Genomic DNA, 15,243 nt, shown 5'->3' with positions numbered 1-15,243 from the left:
GCCGCCTCCTAATGACAGTCGCTGGCCGGGCTGTCACAGCAGGCCGCTGCGGTTCTGCCTTTCGCCAGCAGGTTAACGTCCACGCGGCTGCGCGCCCGGCGTAACAGGCCCATCACCACCACGTTAAACAGCACCACCGCCAGGATACAGACCAGGCTGTAGTGCGGATGCTGGCTGAAATTGACCGTCTGGTAGTACACCGTTGCCAGCGAGTAAGCGATATTCAGCCCCCACAGGACGGAGAAGCCCATCCAGCCGCGGCTCGATTCGCGGGCAATCGCCCCCATCACCGAGATGCACGGGATGTAGAGCAGGACGAAGATCAGGTAGCTGTAGGCCGCCGAGGCGCTGCCAAACTTCTCGCTCATCACGCCCATCGCCCCGGTCGCCATCTCCCCGTCGCCTTTGCTGGCTTCAATCGGGTTCGCCAGCACGCTCAGGCTGAAGGTCTCTTTCAGGCTCTGCCAGGTTTCATCCACGGCGCTGAACAGTTCGTCCCCGAGGTGAAACGCCGCCGGGTTAAATTCCTCTTCCTGAATATTCTCTGCGGTGTAGAGGGTGTTCAGCGTGCCGACCACCACCTCTTTCGCCATCGCGCCGGTGAACAGCCCGACGGTGGCCTGCCAGTTGTCTTCATGTACGCCAATTGGTTTAAACAGCGGGGTGATGACGCGGCTGACGGAGGCCAGCGCCGAGTCGTTAATGTTGTCTACCGCCTTGCCGCTGAGTGAGAAGCTGTTCAGCGCGCTGAGGAAAATACTGACTACCACAATCACTTTACCCGCCCGCAGGACAAAACCTTTCAGCCGCTGCCAGGTCTGGATCAGCAGGCTTTTCATGTGCGGAACGTGATAGACCGGCAGCTCCATCACGAACGGCGACGCCTCGCCACGCATGATGGTGTGTTTGAGCATCAGGCCGGTGAGGATCGCCATCACGATGCCGAGCACGTACAGCGAGAAGACCGCCAGCGCCCCCTCCTGGCCGAAGAAGGCCGCGGCAAACACCGCGAAGATCGCCAGCCGTGCACCGCAGGACATAAACGGCGCCATCATGATGGTCATCAGCCGTTCGCGAGGTGCATCCAGAGTGCGGGCACCCATCACCGACGGCACGTTGCAGCCGAAGCCGACAATCAGCGGTACAAAGGATTTGCCGGGCAGGCCGAGCGCCTGCATCAGGCGATCCATCACAAAGGCCGCGCGGGCCATATAACCGGAGTCCTCAAGGAACGAGAGGAACAGATACATCATGCCGATCTGCGGCACCAGCGGCAGCACGGTGTTGATCCCGCCGCCCAGCCCCTGGGCGAGGAAAATGGTCAGCCATTCCGGCAGGTGCAGGGTGTAACCCAGCCACTGAATGCCGTGAATGAAGATGGCTACCGAGCCGACATCAAACAGCGGCTGTAGCGCGCCGCCGATGTTAATGGCCAGCAGGAACATCACGTACATCACCAGCAGGAAGACCGGCAGGCCGAGAAAACGGTTGAGGATCAGGGTGTCCATCGCCCGGGTAAAGCGGCTTGGTTCGGCGGTGAGGGCGTTGCTCACCACGTCGCAAATGGCATTGATGCTCTGATAGCGCGCATCGGCAATGTGCAGGGCCGGGTCGTCCAGCTCATCGTTCAACCGTGCGAGGGAGACATCCAGATACTGCGCGGCATCACCGGCATAGGCGCGGCTGTAGATATCGCCTTCCAGCATCTGCAGGCCGAGCCAGTGACGCTGTTTGAACGGCATGCTGTGCGCCATCTCCTGGGCGAGGATCCCGGCTTCCCGCAGCAGCGGCTGGGCGTAATGCACCAGCTCCACGTCGGCATTGCGGGTGTGGCGGTCAATGGCCAGCTTAAGGGCGTCGATCCCGCGGGCGCGGGTGGAGACCAGCGGCACCACCGGGCAGCCCAGACGGGCGGAGAGGGCGTCGACGTCGATGCGGATCTGCTGCTTTTCCGCAATATCGAGCATGTTCAGCGCCACCACGCAGGGGATGCCCAGCTCCAGCAGCTGTAACGTCAGGTAGAGGTTGCGCTCGAGGTTCGAGGCATCCACCACGTTGATCAGCAGGTCGGCGTCGCCGCTCAGAATGTAGTGGCAGGCGATCTGCTCATCCAGCGAGGTCTGGGAGGAGATGGTGGTTAATGAGTAAGTGCCGGGCAGATCGACGAGGGTGACCTGATTATCGGTGGTGGCGAACTGACCCTCTTTACGTTCGACCGTCACACCCGCCCAGTTACCCACCCGCTGACGCGCGCCGGTAAGCTGGTTAAATAAGGTGGTTTTGCCGGAGTTCGGATTGCCAATTAAGCCAATGGTTAATTTTTTCATTCTATTCGACTCGCTGCGGGAGCTGGCGTGTTATTGAGACAGGGCTTCAACTTCTATTAAGGCGAGATCTTTCTTACGCAGAACCAGATTCACACGTCGGGTTTCGATATGCACCGGATCGCCCAGCGGGGCAACGCGCACCACCTGGAAAGAGGAGCCGGGTAGCATCCCTAATGAGAGCAGTTTCTGCCGATAGGCCGGGCTTATTTCGCGGGTGAAGCCGGTAATTTTCCACGCGCTGGCTGGAGTGAATTGCATAGTGCCTACTTAACGGACGGTTAAATAATCAACAGGCACAATGGTAATGAGAATGGTTTCTCTCATCAATATTAAATATGTGACGGAATGTAGATACGGCTATTAATTTGCGGGCTGATTGACCTTGCTCAATATTTTCGGGCAATGATGGTAAGCGATAAAAAGATTTATTGTTAACGGAGTGATAATTATTGGTTTAAATACGGATATGCAATCGGTTCCATATTTATAAGAAATAAGAGAGTATATTTTTATTTTAATTTTTGCGGTCTGTTTGCCGGGCGGCACTGCGTTTGCCCGCCCTACAAACCGTAGGCCCGGTAAGCGAAGCGCCACCGGGCACTGCCTATGTTAGCGCTTTTTACCCATCGCCGCCGCCAGCGCATCCATCATCGCGCTGTTGCCGGATGGCTGTGCTTCACGCCCGCGCGGTTTCGCCGCTGGACGCTGCTGCTGGCGCGCATCGCTGTTGCCGCCGCCACGACGGGCGTTGGTCTCGCCAGGCTGCTCGTCCAGACGCATGGTCAGGGCGATACGCTTGCGCTGCAGATCCACCTCCAGCACCTTCACCTTCACGATGTCGCCAGCTTTCACCACGGTGTGCGGATCTTCCACGAACTTATCGGCAAGAGAGGAGATATGGACCAGGCCATCCTGATGCACGCCAATATCGACAAAGGCACCAAAGTTGGTGACGTTGGTGACTGCACCTTCCAGCACCATGCCCGGCAGCAGGTCGTTCATGGTCTCGACGCCTTCGGCGAACTGCGCGGTTTTGAACTCCGGACGCGGGTCGCGGCCCGGCTTCTCCAGCTCTTTGATGATGTCGGACACCGTCGGCACGCCGAACTTCTCATCGGTGAAATCCACCGCTTTCAGATTACGCAATTCGCTGCTGTTGCCCATCAGCACTTTCAGCGCCTGCTGGGTGGCAGCCAGAATGCGCTCGACAACCGGATAGGCTTCCGGGTGAACGGTGGAGGCATCCAGCGGGTTGTCGCCGTGGTTGATACGCAGGAAGCCCGCGCACTGCTCGAACGCTTTCGGCCCCAGACGGCTCACTTTCAGCAGCTGTTGGCGGTTCTGGAACTGACCGTTCTCATCACGCCAGGCGACGATATTCTGCGCCATCATCCGGGTTAACCCCGCCACGCGGGTCAGCAGGGCGACGGAGGCGGTGTTCAGATCAACGCCGACGGCGTTCACGCAGTCTTCCACCACCGCATCCAGCTTGCGCGCCAGCTGCGTCTGGCTGACGTCGTGCTGGTACTGGCCCACGCCGATGGATTTCGGGTCGATCTTCACCAGCTCAGCCAGCGGATCCTGCAGGCGGCGGGCGATAGAGACCGCACCGCGCAGGGAGACGTCCAGATCCGGGAACTCCTGCGCGGCCAGCTCGGACGCCGAGTACACCGACGCGCCCGCTTCGCTGACAATCACTTTTTGCGCCGTCACTTTCGGGAACTGCTTTTGCAGATCGAGGAAGAAGCGCTCGGTTTCGCGGGAGGCGGTGCCGTTGCCGATCGCCACCAGCTCCACGTTGTGCTTCTCGCACAGCGCCGCCACGGCGACCGCAGCTTTGGCTGCCTGGCCGGTGTGCGGATAAATGGTGTCGGTGGCAACCAGTTTGCCGGTGCCATCCACTACCGCCACCTTCACGCCGGTACGCAGGCCCGGATCGAGACCCATGGTCGCGCGCAGGCCTGCCGGGGCGGCCATCAGCAGATCGTGCAGGTTACGGGCAAAGACGTTAATCGCTTCGTCTTCGGCGCGTTCGCGCACGGTGCCCATCAGTTCGGTTTCGAGATGCATCAGCACCTTGATACGCCAGGTCCAGCTCACCACCCCTTTGCGCCAGCTGTCCGCCGGAGCGTTGTTCAGGCGCAGGCCAAGATGGTCGGTGATGATCTGCTCGCCGTGGCTCTCTTTCGGCGGCTCGTCAAACTGCGGGTCGGCATTCAGGGAGAGTTGCAGCACGCCTTCATTGCGGCCGCGAAACATTGCCAGGGCGCGGTGAGAAGGGGTGGAGGAAATCGGTTCATGATGATCGAAGTAGTCGCGGAATTTCGCCCCTTCTTCCTCTTTGCCGTTCACCACGGTGGAGACGATATGGGCGTTCTTCCACAGGTAATCACGCACTTTAGCCAGCAGGGCGGCGTCTTCGGCAAAGCGCTCCATCAAAATGTAGCGTGCGCCATCGAGGGCGGCTTTAGTGTCGGCCACGCCTTTATCGGCATCGATAAACTTCGCGGCTTCGGTTTCCGGGTCGTGGGACGGCGTCGTCCACAGCAGATCCGCCAGCGGCTCCAGACCGGCTTCAATAGCGATCTGCCCGCGGGTGCGGCGTTTTTGTTTGTACGGCAGATAGAGGTCTTCGAGTTCAGTCTTATTCAGGGTGCCGTTGATGGCTTTGGCCAGCTCGTCGGTCAGCTTGCCCTGTTCACCGATGGATTTCAGGATCGCCTGACGCCTGTCTTCCAGTTCACGCAGATAGCCAAGGCGGGTTTCCAGGTTACGCAGCTGCGTATCATCCAGACCGCCAGTCACTTCCTTACGATAACGTGCGATAAACGGCACGGTGTTCCCTTCATCAAGCAGGCGAACGGCAGCTTCTACCTGTTCAGCCCTTGCCTGAAGTTCACCCGCAATAATGCGGCAGAGCGAATCTTTCATCATGGCTATTTCATCTTGTGGGTCGAAAAATCAGGGGATAGTTATACGGACTGGCACGGCAAAATGCCAGTCGCCGCGCCAGGCTCTCAGATTGTTCCGGCGGGTTATTTCACATAGTCGATGGCGTTCACATACCAGGTCGCTTCCCCGGCCGGAGTGTGCACGACGGCCAGATCGCCGACCTCTTTTTTCAGCAGCGCCCGGGCCATGGGCGAGTCGATGGAGATGTAATCCTTACGACCAAAAATTTCATCGTAGCCGACAATCCGAAAGCGCTTAAGATCGCCGTCGTCGTTTTCGATCTCCACCCACGCGCCGAAAAAGACTTTGCCCTTCTGCTGCGGGGAGTAATCGACGATTTTCAGGTTCTCAAGGCATTTGGTCAGATATCGCACCCGGCGGTCGATTTCGCGCAGCCGTTTCTTGTTGTACTGGTAGTCGGCGTTTTCACTGCGGTCACCGAGGCTCGCGGCCCAGGTCACTTTTTTGGTCACCTCCGGGCGCTCTTCCCGCCACAGCTTGTCCATCTCTTTCTTCAGATTTTCATACCCTTCGCGGGTGATCAGGGGCGTTTTCATTCTCTGGCCTTACGACTTAGGTTGCATACCTTGCGCACATTACGTATCACTTAGCTTAACAGACAGGATTAATAATGAGTTATGTGATGAAATGTGCAGATAAGCTCCTGTTAAATATGCTTTGTAACAATTTCGACTAGAATTTATACCAGAATTAGCTGGTCGTGAACGCCCACTTTTTTAGAATACGCTGTTCAAGATTATCCGAACCTTTGGGAGTACTGACAATGCAAGAGAATTATAAGATTCTGGTGGTGGATGACGACATGCGCCTGCGCGCACTGCTCGAGCGTTATCTGACCGAGCAGGGCTTCCAGGTTCGTAGCGTTGCCAACGCCGAACAGATGGATCGCCTGTTGACCCGCGAATCCTTCCACCTGATGGTGCTGGATCTGATGCTGCCTGGCGAAGATGGCCTCTCCATCTGCCGTCGTCTGCGTAGCCAAAGCAACCCGATGCCGATCATTATGGTGACGGCGAAAGGGGAAGAGGTTGACCGTATCGTGGGCCTGGAAATTGGCGCCGACGACTACATTCCAAAACCGTTTAACCCGCGTGAACTGCTGGCGCGTATTCGCGCCGTACTGCGTCGTCAGGCGAACGAACTGCCTGGTGCGCCGTCGCAGGAAGAGGCGGTGATCGCCTTCGGTAAGTTCAAGCTGAACCTCGGTACCCGCGAGATGTTCCGTGAAGACGAGCCTATGCCACTCACCAGCGGCGAGTTTGCGGTACTGAAAGCCTTAGTCAGCCACCCGCGTGAGCCGCTCTCCCGGGATAAGCTGATGAACCTGGCGCGTGGCCGTGAATATTCCGCGATGGAGCGTTCCATCGACGTGCAGATCTCCCGCCTGCGTCGCATGGTGGAAGAGGATCCGGCGCATCCGCGCTATATCCAGACCGTCTGGGGTCTGGGCTACGTGTTTGTCCCGGACGGCTCTAAAGCATGAGGCGAATGCGTTTCTCGCCGCGTAGCTCGTTTGCCCGCACCCTGTTACTGATCGTCACCCTGCTGTTTGTCAGCCTGGTGACGACCTACCTGGTGGTGCTGAACTTTGCGATCCTGCCGAGCCTCCAGCAGTTTAATAAGGTCCTGGCCTACGAAGTGCGTATGCTGATGACCGATAAACTGCAGCTGGAAGATGGCACGCAGCTGGTGGTGCCACCGGCGTTTCGCCGTGAAATCTACCGTGAGCTGGGGATATCGCTCTATTCCAACGAAGCGGCGGAAGACGCAGGCCTGCGCTGGGCGCAACACTACGAATTCCTCAGCCAGCAGATGGCGCAGCAGCTGGGCGGCCCGACGGAAGTGCGCGTTGAGGTCAACAAAAGCTCCCCGGTAGTCTGGCTGAAAACCTGGCTGTCACCTAACATCTGGGTGCGCGTGCCGCTGACCGAAATCCATCAGGGCGACTTCTCGCCGCTGTTCCGTTACACCCTGGCGATCATGCTGCTGGCGATAGGCGGCGCCTGGCTGTTTATTCGTATCCAGAACCGACCGCTGGTCGACCTGGAGCACGCGGCGCTCCAGGTCGGTAAAGGCATTATCCCGCCTCCGCTGCGCGAGTATGGCGCGTCGGAAGTGCGGTCAGTGACCCGCGCCTTCAACCATATGGCGGCTGGCGTTAAACAGCTGGCCGACGATCGTACCCTGCTGATGGCCGGGGTCAGCCATGACCTGCGCACTCCGCTGACGCGTATTCGCCTCGCCACTGAAATGATGGGCGAGGAGGATGGCTACCTGGCGGAGTCCATCAACAAGGACATCGAAGAGTGCAACGCCATTATCGAACAGTTCATCGACTACCTGCGCACCGGGCAGGAGATGCCGATGGAGATCGCAGAGCTGAACGCGGTGCTGGGCGAAGTGGTGGCGGCCGAAAGCGGTTACGAGCGTGAGATTGAAACCGACCTGCAGCCGGGCGATATTACCGTGCGCATGCACCCACTCTCCATCAAGCGTGCAGTGGCGAATATGGTGGTTAACGCCGCCCGCTACGGCAAAGGCTGGATCAAGGTCAGCAGCGGCTCTGAACTGAACCGCGCCTGGTTCCAGGTTGAAGATGATGGTCCGGGCATCAAGCCGGAGCAGCGTAAACACCTGTTCCAGCCGTTTGTGCGCGGAGACAGCGCGCGCAGCACCAGCGGCACCGGTTTAGGCCTGGCGATTGTGCAGCGTATCGTGGATAACCATAACGGTCTGTTGGAGATTGGTACCAGCGAGCGGGGCGGATTAAGTATCCGCGCGTGGCTGCCGGTTCCGTTTACCCGTGGACAGGTGAAAGAGAGTTAAAAATACGCCGGGTGGCGCAGCGCCACCCGGCACAGTCTCTACAGCTTAGGCCCCGCACTCACCAGCGCCGCACCTGCCGGCGTATCGGTGTACTTCTCGAAGTTTTCCACGAACAGTTTCGCCAGGGTGGTGGCTTTTTCCTGCCACTGCTCCGGCGAAGCGTAGGTATTGCGTGGATCGAGGATACGGCTGTCCACGCCCGGCAGTTCGGTCGGGATCGCCAGATCAAACATCGGCAGGGTGAAGGTTTCCGCATCATCGAGCGAACCGTTCAGAATGGCGTCGATAATAGCGCGGGTATCTTTGATTGAGATACGCTTGCCAGTACCGTTCCAGCCGGTGTTGACCAGATACGCCTGGGCGCCAGAAGCCTGCATGCGTTTCACCAGCACTTCGGCGTACTGCGTCGGGTGCAGCGACAGGAAGGCCGCGCCGAAGCAGGCGGAGAAGGTCGGGGTCGGCTCAGTCACGCCACGCTCGGTACCGGCCAGCTTGGCGGTAAAACCGGAGAGGAAGTGATACTGGGTCTGGCTTGCGGTCAGGCGTGAAACCGGCGGCAGCACGCCAAACGCGTCGGCGGTGAGGAAGATCACCTTGGTCGCATGGCCTGCTTTCGACACCGGCTTAACGATGTTATCGATGTGGTAGATAGGGTAGCTGACGCGGGTGTTCTCGGTTTTCGACGCATCGTCAAAATCGACCGTGCCGTCGGCACGCACCGTTACGTTCTCCAGCAGCGCATCGCGACGGATGGCCTGGTAGATATCCGGCTCCGCTTCTGCCGACAGACGAATGGTCTTGGCGTAGCAGCCGCCTTCGAAGTTGAACACGCCGTCATCATCCCAGCCGTGCTCGTCGTCGCCAATCAGGCGGCGTTTCGGATCGGTGGAGAGGGTGGTTTTACCGGTGCCGGACAGGCCGAAGAACACCGCCACGTCGCCTTTCTCGCCAACGTTCGCCGAGCAGTGCATGGAGGCAATGCCCTGTAACGGCAGCAGGTAGTTCATTACCGAGAACATCCCTTTCTTCATTTCGCCGCCGTACCAGGTCCCGCCGATCAGCTGGATACGCTCGGTCAGGTTAAAGGCGACAAAGTTCTCCGAGTTCAGCCCCTGCTCTTTCCAGTTCGGGTTGGTGCACTTCGCGCCGTTCATCACCACAAAGTCAGGTTCGAAGCTCCGCAGCTCTTCATCAGTGGGGCGAATGAACATGTTCTTCACGAAATGCGCCTGCCAGGCGACTTCGGTGATAAAGCGGACGGAAAGGCGGGTGTCGGCGTTAGCGCCGCAGTAAGCATCGATGATGAACAGACGCTTGCCGGAGAGTTGTTGGGTAACGAGGGATTTCAGCTGCTGCCAGGTTTCAGGGGAGATCGCTTTGTTGTCGTTCTTCCCTTTGCCATTATCTGACCACCACAGGGTGTCGCGGGTGGTGTCGTCACGGACAATGTACTTATCTTTCGGCGAACGGCCGGTAAAGATACCGGTATCGACAGCGATAGCGCCGGTGGTCGTCAATATACCGCGTTCGTATCCTTCCAGTGCTGGATTGAGCTCTTCCTGGTACAGCGTATCGTAATCGGGGTTGTAGACGATATCGTGAGCGTCGTTGATACCATAAGCCTTGAGATCTTGCGGGGTTAAACCATTAACACGCATATCACTGCTCCTTAGCCAATATATACTGCCTGAAATTGTAGGGTTTTTCCTCGAATGTTAACCGCGACCGGGCTCATAGATTTGCGTATCTGGACAAAAACCCTTTATGACGGAAAACGCTGTGACTCCTGTCACTTCGCGGAGCAGATTATGGCAGGAATCACTTTTTGGTTGGTGAAAATGTTCTGAAAAGGTTAATTGCTGGTAAATTTAACTACGAGAATGTGAGTGTAAGCGCATACATGAAAGAAAGTTACGAAAGTCTTTCATCACTGATAACGATTCAGCAGGTGAGGGGAAATAGTGAATAAAATGAAAGGGTAGCCGAGCGGAAGGAAAGGTCAACTGCCCCCACGTGAGAGGGCAGCTAACGGGACAACTTAGTGCAGCTGAGGATCGGCCGGGGAGGCGTTATTACGGATCTCGGCAATGTCCATCGAATTGAAGACGTAATGCGAACCGCAGTAGTCGCAGTGCATGTCGATCTCGCCCTCTTCCGCCATGATGCTGTCGATCTCTTCATCCGGCAGGGTTTTCAGCGCGCCCGCGCAGCGTTCACGGGAACAGGTGCATTTGAACTCGACGTCCTGCGGATCGTACAGCGTCACCTCTTCTTCGTGGTACAGGCGCCACAGCACTTCGTTCGCTGGCAGGGTGAGCAGCTCTTCGGCTTTGATGGTTTCGGTCAGCGTTGCCAGATGCTCGAAATCATTGGTCTGCGCATCCTGCGCAGGCAGAACCTGGAGCAGCATACCGCCGGCTGCAGGCTGGCCATCCACTTCACCGGTACGGATGAACAGGCGGGTTGGCAGCTGTTCGGAACGCATGAAGTAATCTTCCAGGCAGGCGGCAAGCGTATCGCCTTCCAGACCGACCACGCCCTGATAGCGTTCACCCTCTTCCGGAGAGATGGTGATCACCAGGTAGCCGTTGCCGACCAGCGTTTTCAGGTCTGCGCCTTCCGGGATTTCGCCCTGTACGCGCGCCACGCCGCGCATCTGCTGCTGGTTGTTGCCGTTGATCACCGCCAGGCTCATCGGGCCATCGCCCTGCAGCTGCACGGTGATATCACCGGCGAATTTCAGGGTTGCGGTCAGCAGGCTGGTGGCAACCAGCAGCTCGCCCAGCATGGTTTTCACCGGCAGTGGGTAGTTGTGGTTTTCCAGGATCTGTTTCCAGGTTTCGGATACCGTCACCAGCTCGCCGCGAACGGCAAATTGTTCAAACAGATAGCGGTGTAATTGGTCGTGTTGGGCCATAGTCATCTCTCGTTCAGCAAGAATCACTCATTCTCGCCATTTTTAAATTTAATCAGATCGCGACGTTCTTTCTTGTCCGGTCGCCTGTCGGGATGCGGCATGGTCAGGGCATTCAGCTTACGTGCCTGCGCCATCTTCTCTCGCTTTTCAACGCTCTCGGCCGTCTCTTCATACAGGGTGCTGGCTTCCGTTGCCGGGCGACGCTGTTCGGTGACGTTTTTCACGATCACCGTCCGTTCGTCGTTGCCCTGACGCAGGGTCAGGGTGGCGTTCAGCTCCACGAGCTTGCTCGGTTTGCTGCGCTGCCCGTTGTAATGCACTTTGCCGCCTTCAATCATTTCCCGGGCGAGGGCGCGCGTTTTATAAAAGCGGGCAGCCCACAGCCATTTGTCCAGTCTTACCCCTTCGGAGGGCTTCTCTTTCATGGCTTCTCCTTCACGGTGAGTGAGGGGATCATCCGGCGATAGTCGTTCAGCCCCGGATGCCGCAGATAGCTTTTTTCAGCCAGGCCAGAATCAGGATTGGTCACGCCAAGGCAATAACGAATGCCAAAGGTTGCCGCCGCATCCAGAATCGGTTCGCTGTCATCAATGAACAACGTTCTCTCTGGTTGCAGGCCGGTCTCTTCTGCCACCGCCTGCCACAATCGCTGATCCTCTTTCGGATAACCAAATGTGTGGGTGGAAAGTAATAAATCAAGGTGTGAGGCCAGACCGGTATGTTCCAGCTTCACCGCCAGATTATGCGGATGCGCGTTGGTCAGCAGGATACGCCGCTTGCCGCTCGCTTTCAGGGCATCGAGAAAGGGAACGGTATCTTCACGCAGCACGGCGTGCGGGCCCTGAGCGGTAGTCATCGCGCAAATATCCAGACCGAGGCGTTCGCTCCAGTAGTCCAGGCAGTACCAGTTTAGCGTATGTTGTACGGCGGTATATTGCTGGCGTATGAATTCCTGCGCTTCTGCCGGGGAGATCCCCTGCTGCTCGCCGTAGGTCTCCGGCACCAGTTTTTGCCAGAAGTGATTATCAAACGCGAGATCGAGCAGCGTGCCGTCCATATCCAGCAGGACGGTATCGACGTCCTGCCAGGCGATATCAAAATGCATGGGGGAATACTCCAGCCAGAAGAAACGTGCGCGACAGGGTAGCATATCCTGTCGCGCGGGAGCGTTATCCGATCAGGCTCTCAGGCGCGGGGATAAGCTTCGGGTTGAGGCAATTTTCGTAGTATTGCTGAATATCGGCCAGGCGGGTGCGCGAGCGCTGGTAGCGGCGCAGCGCCATAAAGGCGTTCCAGAGCATGCAGACCACCATCGTCAGCATCAGCAGCGAGGTAGCGATGTAGCGCCATAACCCGGCGCTGTCCGGCATGCTGTGCAGCTCGACATGGCGGGTACCGTTGGCATCGGTAAAGAGGCCGGTCACAATCCCTTCGGCGCTGAACGGCGTGCGCATCAGCATCTGCGCCAGGCGCTGGAACTCGCCCCATTGCTGTTGGGCCGGGTAATCATACAGCGCTACCGATGGGTAAGGCTGATCGACCAGCTCGCTGCCTTCGTCGCTGACGATCACAAAGCCGCCGGGGGCAGGGCTGTTAAGTGCCTGGGCGGCACGTGAGGTTTCGCGCATGACGAACGGCGCGGTAGAGGTGGCGACCAGATTTTCCAGCGACTCTGCGCTGACCGGACGCAGCAGCACGTTGACGCCATCGAGACGGCCGCCATCGGCACGTTTCACCAGCGCCTCCCAGTCTTTGCTGTTGCCGAGGTTAACCAGCGCATTTTTCAGCCTGACGCACTCGTCCTGCTCTGCACACAGCTCCTGGGTTTTCAGGACGATATCGCCAAAGTCATCCAGCAGGATCATGCCGGACTTCTGAATAGCGGAGCGTAATGCCGGGCTGACGCGTGAATTATCTTCCGGTTTGGGATGCAGCTGGCTCGTCAGGGCCTGGGTCAACGCCGTGGCTTTGTTGACGATATCGGATTCCGGCAGCGGCAGGGGCGCCGCGTCATTCCAGATCACCTGCGAGCAGTCAAACGGCGTAAAGGGTGAGCTCTGGCGGGCGTTCCAGGTTCCAGGAGCATGGATATTACACATCCCGGTACCCTTCAGGCGCAGCGTATCGCCAATACGTACACCTGCACTTTCGAGCTCCCCGACGCTGGTGGCTTCAATGGTCTGGGCGCCTTTAATCCACGACAGGGTAAATTTGATCGGCATATCCAGCGGGACGAGGAAAACCAGCATCGCCAGCACCAGCCCGGCGCCACCGGCAATCACCGTGCTGCGCAGCCAGTGCTGCAGCGGGAAATTTTTGACCTCATCATGCAGGGATAGATAGCGGCCCTGGCGTACGACGTGCCGGTCCAGATAGATATCAATATCGGTTTTTTGCCCTAAATCCTGGGCCAGCCACGGCTGCCAGTGGCGGGGATAGATCAGATCGATAATGCCCAGCGAGATATTGTTGACGTGATCCTGATCGTTTTCGCCAAACAGGCCCCAGCGTTTTGGCGTGCCGCGCAGGCAGTGGATCTCACGCAGCGCATTTTTGGCAGGCGGGGCGAATAATCCCCAGAGTCCCGCCGCCAGTAGCAGCACGCCGCCCCCGGCAAGCCAGGGAGCAAAAACATCAGGGCTCATCAGGCAGAAGAAGAAGAGCAGGAACGCGGCGACAATCAGCAGCGCTTCCCGAATGCCATCCGGGCGGCTCAGGGCGTACTCTTCGTGGGTTTCCTGACGAATATTCAGCAGCTCAATCTGCTCGGTCTCTTCGCCACGAATCGACGCCTGGGTTGAACTGACATGCTCCAGCGCAAAGTGGGGCGCTTCCTGGACATACTCCGCGATGGAGTGACCATTGAGGGCGATCACCAGCGGGATGGAGTCGGTGTGGATCAGCTCAACGCTGTTTTCATCATTAATGTACTGTTCCCAGAACGGCGGCAGATGCACCTCAGCCGAGTCGAGGTAGTAACGCCATTTATTGGGATCGTCAGTGGTAATACCGTAGCGGGTAATGGAGCGCGTCACGCAGAGCACGGTGTTGCTCTGGGCATTGAGGCTTAACGAGACCGGCGCGGCGCTGGCGCCTGTCGCTGGCGTCTGCTGGATGCGGTTAAAGGACTCGAGATATTGCTCAATCGCGCTGCGTTCTTCAGCGGTGAGCTTGCGGGTGTTCGCCCCGGCAAAGGCATTGAGATACGGCAAGCGATATCGACGCTGTGCCCGACGCCTGTACAACCACCCTGCAATGAATGCGCAGGCCAGCATAGCAGCGATGACAATTACAATGGTGCTCATGCTTTCCCCATCTTACTTTTTCTTACAGGTGTAGTCAGTAGCACCTTATTTAACAGTGAACGCGTGTCTGTGGTTGGCTATCGGCATGTAAGGTGTTGAACTTGAGCAATATGAAGCGCATCCCAGTGATCGCTGATAATAGCAAAGCTAACCCTGACGGGATATCAGCAAATTCCTGGAATAATTTCAAGCTCTTGACTTTTGACCTGAAATAAGGAATGAATCTGCACAGGTTACATAAATGTAAATAAAGCGCGATTGACATTGCCGAAACCGTGCGGCGTATCGCACAATGACGCCAGTTCACTCAGCAAAGACCCGTCAAAATGAGCAAACCTTTACAAAAGCCCACCATCCTGAATGTTGAGACCGTCGCGAAATCGCGTCTGTTTAATGTTGAAAGTGTGGACCTGGAGTTCAGTAACGGCGTGCGCCGCGTCTACGAGCGTATGCGTCCCTCCACGCGCGAAGCCGTCATGATTGTGCCCATTGTTGACGAGCATCTGATCCTGATCCGCGAATATGCGGTGGGGACCGAGTCATACGAACTTGGCTTCTCCAAAGGGCTGATCGATCCCGGTGAATCGGTTTTTGAAGCCGCGAACCGCGAGCTGAAAGAAGAGGTTGGGTTTGGTGCGAAGGAGTTAACCTTCCTGAAAAAGCTCAGCATGGCTCCCTCCTATTTTTCCAGCAAAATGAATATCGTGCTGGCGGAAGATCTCTATCCGGAATCGCTGGAAGGGGATGAACCCGAGCCGCTGCCGCAGGTGCGCTGGCCGCTGGCGCATCTGATGGATCTGCTGGAAGAGCCCGACTTTAACGAAGCCCGGAACGTGAGTGCGCTGTTCCTGGTGCGGGAGTGGCTGAAAGGGCAGGGAAGGCTGTAGCCGAAGGA

The 15,243-nt window shown here is 57.7% G+C and carries 12 protein-coding genes; 3 read left to right on the top strand and 9 right to left on the bottom strand.

The features are described from left to right. Positions 1-8: 8 nt before the first annotated feature. The 4 genes from feoB to greB all read right to left on the bottom strand — a co-directional run bounded on the left by feoB (position 9) and on the right by greB (position 5,836). Positions 9-2,327: a Fe(2+) transporter permease subunit FeoB gene (gene feoB, locus GNG27_RS21655; protein ID WP_156264786.1), complete on the bottom strand. Its 2,319-nt coding sequence runs from the start codon at positions 2,325-2,327 to the stop codon at positions 9-11. A 30-nt stretch (positions 2,328-2,357) separates the two neighbouring features. Then, positions 2,358-2,585, bottom strand: coding sequence for a ferrous iron transporter A (gene feoA / locus GNG27_RS21650; protein ID WP_142487386.1), 228 nt, complete (start codon positions 2,583-2,585; stop codon positions 2,358-2,360). A 351-nt stretch (positions 2,586-2,936) separates the two neighbouring features. Further along, the gene (locus GNG27_RS21645) at positions 2,937-5,261 is read right to left on the bottom strand and encodes a Tex family protein (protein WP_156264785.1); all 2,325 of its coding nucleotides are present in this window, start codon (positions 5,259-5,261) and stop codon (positions 2,937-2,939) included. Positions 5,262-5,362: 101 nt separating this feature from the next. After that, entirely contained in the window at positions 5,363-5,836 is a 474-nt protein-coding gene (gene greB / locus GNG27_RS21640; RefSeq protein ID WP_156264784.1) for a transcription elongation factor GreB, read from the bottom strand. Between the two features lie 227 nt (positions 5,837-6,063). On the opposite strand from greB, the gene ompR reads away from it, so the two are divergent. Continuing rightward, entirely contained in the window at positions 6,064-6,783 is a 720-nt protein-coding gene (ompR, locus tag GNG27_RS21635; protein WP_001157751.1) for a two-component system response regulator OmpR, read from the top strand. Further along, positions 6,780-8,126, top strand: a complete 1,347-nt coding sequence (gene envZ / locus GNG27_RS21630; protein WP_156264783.1) for a two-component system sensor histidine kinase EnvZ — start codon at positions 6,780-6,782, stop codon at positions 8,124-8,126. The genes ompR and envZ overlap by 4 nt, the downstream gene beginning before the upstream one ends. Before the next feature lie 38 nt (positions 8,127-8,164). Here the strand turns inward: envZ and pckA are convergent, their stop codons facing one another. From pckA to GNG27_RS21605, 5 genes are all read right to left on the bottom strand, one after another. Beyond that, positions 8,165-9,784 carry a phosphoenolpyruvate carboxykinase (ATP) gene (gene pckA / locus GNG27_RS21625; protein WP_142487382.1) on the bottom strand — a complete coding sequence of 540 codons (1,620 nt, stop codon included), beginning with the start codon at positions 9,782-9,784 and terminating at the stop codon, positions 8,165-8,167. Between the two features lie 380 nt (positions 9,785-10,164). Next, on the bottom strand, positions 10,165-11,043 hold the full coding sequence (gene hslO / locus GNG27_RS21620) for an Hsp33 family molecular chaperone HslO (RefSeq protein WP_156264782.1): 879 nt from the start codon (positions 11,041-11,043) through the stop codon (positions 10,165-10,167). A gap of 23 nt (positions 11,044-11,066) precedes the next feature. Continuing rightward, positions 11,067-11,468, bottom strand: coding sequence for a ribosome-associated heat shock protein Hsp15 (gene hslR / locus GNG27_RS21615; RefSeq protein ID WP_142487380.1), 402 nt, complete (start codon positions 11,466-11,468; stop codon positions 11,067-11,069). Then, a complete protein-coding gene (gene yrfG / locus GNG27_RS21610; RefSeq protein ID WP_142487379.1) occupies positions 11,465-12,148 on the bottom strand; it encodes a GMP/IMP nucleotidase in 684 nt (227 codons plus the stop codon). The genes hslR and yrfG overlap by 4 nt, the downstream gene beginning before the upstream one ends. 64 nt (positions 12,149-12,212) lie before the next feature. After that, positions 12,213-14,348, bottom strand: a complete 2,136-nt coding sequence (locus tag GNG27_RS21605; RefSeq protein WP_142487378.1) for an intracellular growth attenuator family protein — start codon at positions 14,346-14,348, stop codon at positions 12,213-12,215. A 326-nt stretch (positions 14,349-14,674) separates the two neighbouring features. Here GNG27_RS21605 and nudE point away from each other — a divergent pair, with 326 nt between their 5' ends. Then, the gene (nudE, locus tag GNG27_RS21600; RefSeq protein ID WP_142487377.1) at positions 14,675-15,235 is read left to right on the top strand and encodes an ADP compounds hydrolase NudE; all 561 of its coding nucleotides are present in this window, start codon (positions 14,675-14,677) and stop codon (positions 15,233-15,235) included. Positions 15,236-15,243 lie beyond the last annotated feature (8 nt).

The sequence above is a fragment of the Leclercia sp. 119287 genome, assembly GCF_009734485.1.
Lineage (GTDB): Bacteria > Pseudomonadota > Gammaproteobacteria > Enterobacterales > Enterobacteriaceae > Enterobacter > Enterobacter adecarboxylatus_C.
Note: the sequence above shows the minus strand (reverse complement) of the source record. Positions and strands in the feature narration are given on the sequence as shown.

Coding starts and splice junctions, on each gene's coding strand:
- feoB (WP_156264786.1), bottom strand. CDS start 2,327: ATGAAAAAATTAACCATTGGCTTAATTGGCAATCCGAACTCCGGCAAA.
- feoA (WP_142487386.1), bottom strand. CDS start 2,585: ATGCAATTCACTCCAGCCAGCGCGTGGAAAATTACCGGCTTCACCCGC.
- GNG27_RS21645 (WP_156264785.1), bottom strand. CDS start 5,261: ATGATGAAAGATTCGCTCTGCCGCATTATTGCGGGTGAACTTCAGGCA.
- greB (WP_156264784.1), bottom strand. CDS start 5,836: ATGAAAACGCCCCTGATCACCCGCGAAGGGTATGAAAATCTGAAGAAA.
- ompR (WP_001157751.1), top strand. CDS start 6,064: ATGCAAGAGAATTATAAGATTCTGGTGGTGGATGACGACATGCGCCTG.
- envZ (WP_156264783.1), top strand. CDS start 6,780: ATGAGGCGAATGCGTTTCTCGCCGCGTAGCTCGTTTGCCCGCACCCTG.
- pckA (WP_142487382.1), bottom strand. CDS start 9,784: ATGCGTGTTAATGGTTTAACCCCGCAAGATCTCAAGGCTTATGGTATC.
- hslO (WP_156264782.1), bottom strand. CDS start 11,043: ATGGCCCAACACGACCAATTACACCGCTATCTGTTTGAACAATTTGCC.
- hslR (WP_142487380.1), bottom strand. CDS start 11,468: ATGAAAGAGAAGCCCTCCGAAGGGGTAAGACTGGACAAATGGCTGTGG.
- yrfG (WP_142487379.1), bottom strand. CDS start 12,148: ATGCATTTTGATATCGCCTGGCAGGACGTCGATACCGTCCTGCTGGAT.
- GNG27_RS21605 (WP_142487378.1), bottom strand. CDS start 14,348: ATGAGCACCATTGTAATTGTCATCGCTGCTATGCTGGCCTGCGCATTC.
- nudE (WP_142487377.1), top strand. CDS start 14,675: ATGAGCAAACCTTTACAAAAGCCCACCATCCTGAATGTTGAGACCGTC.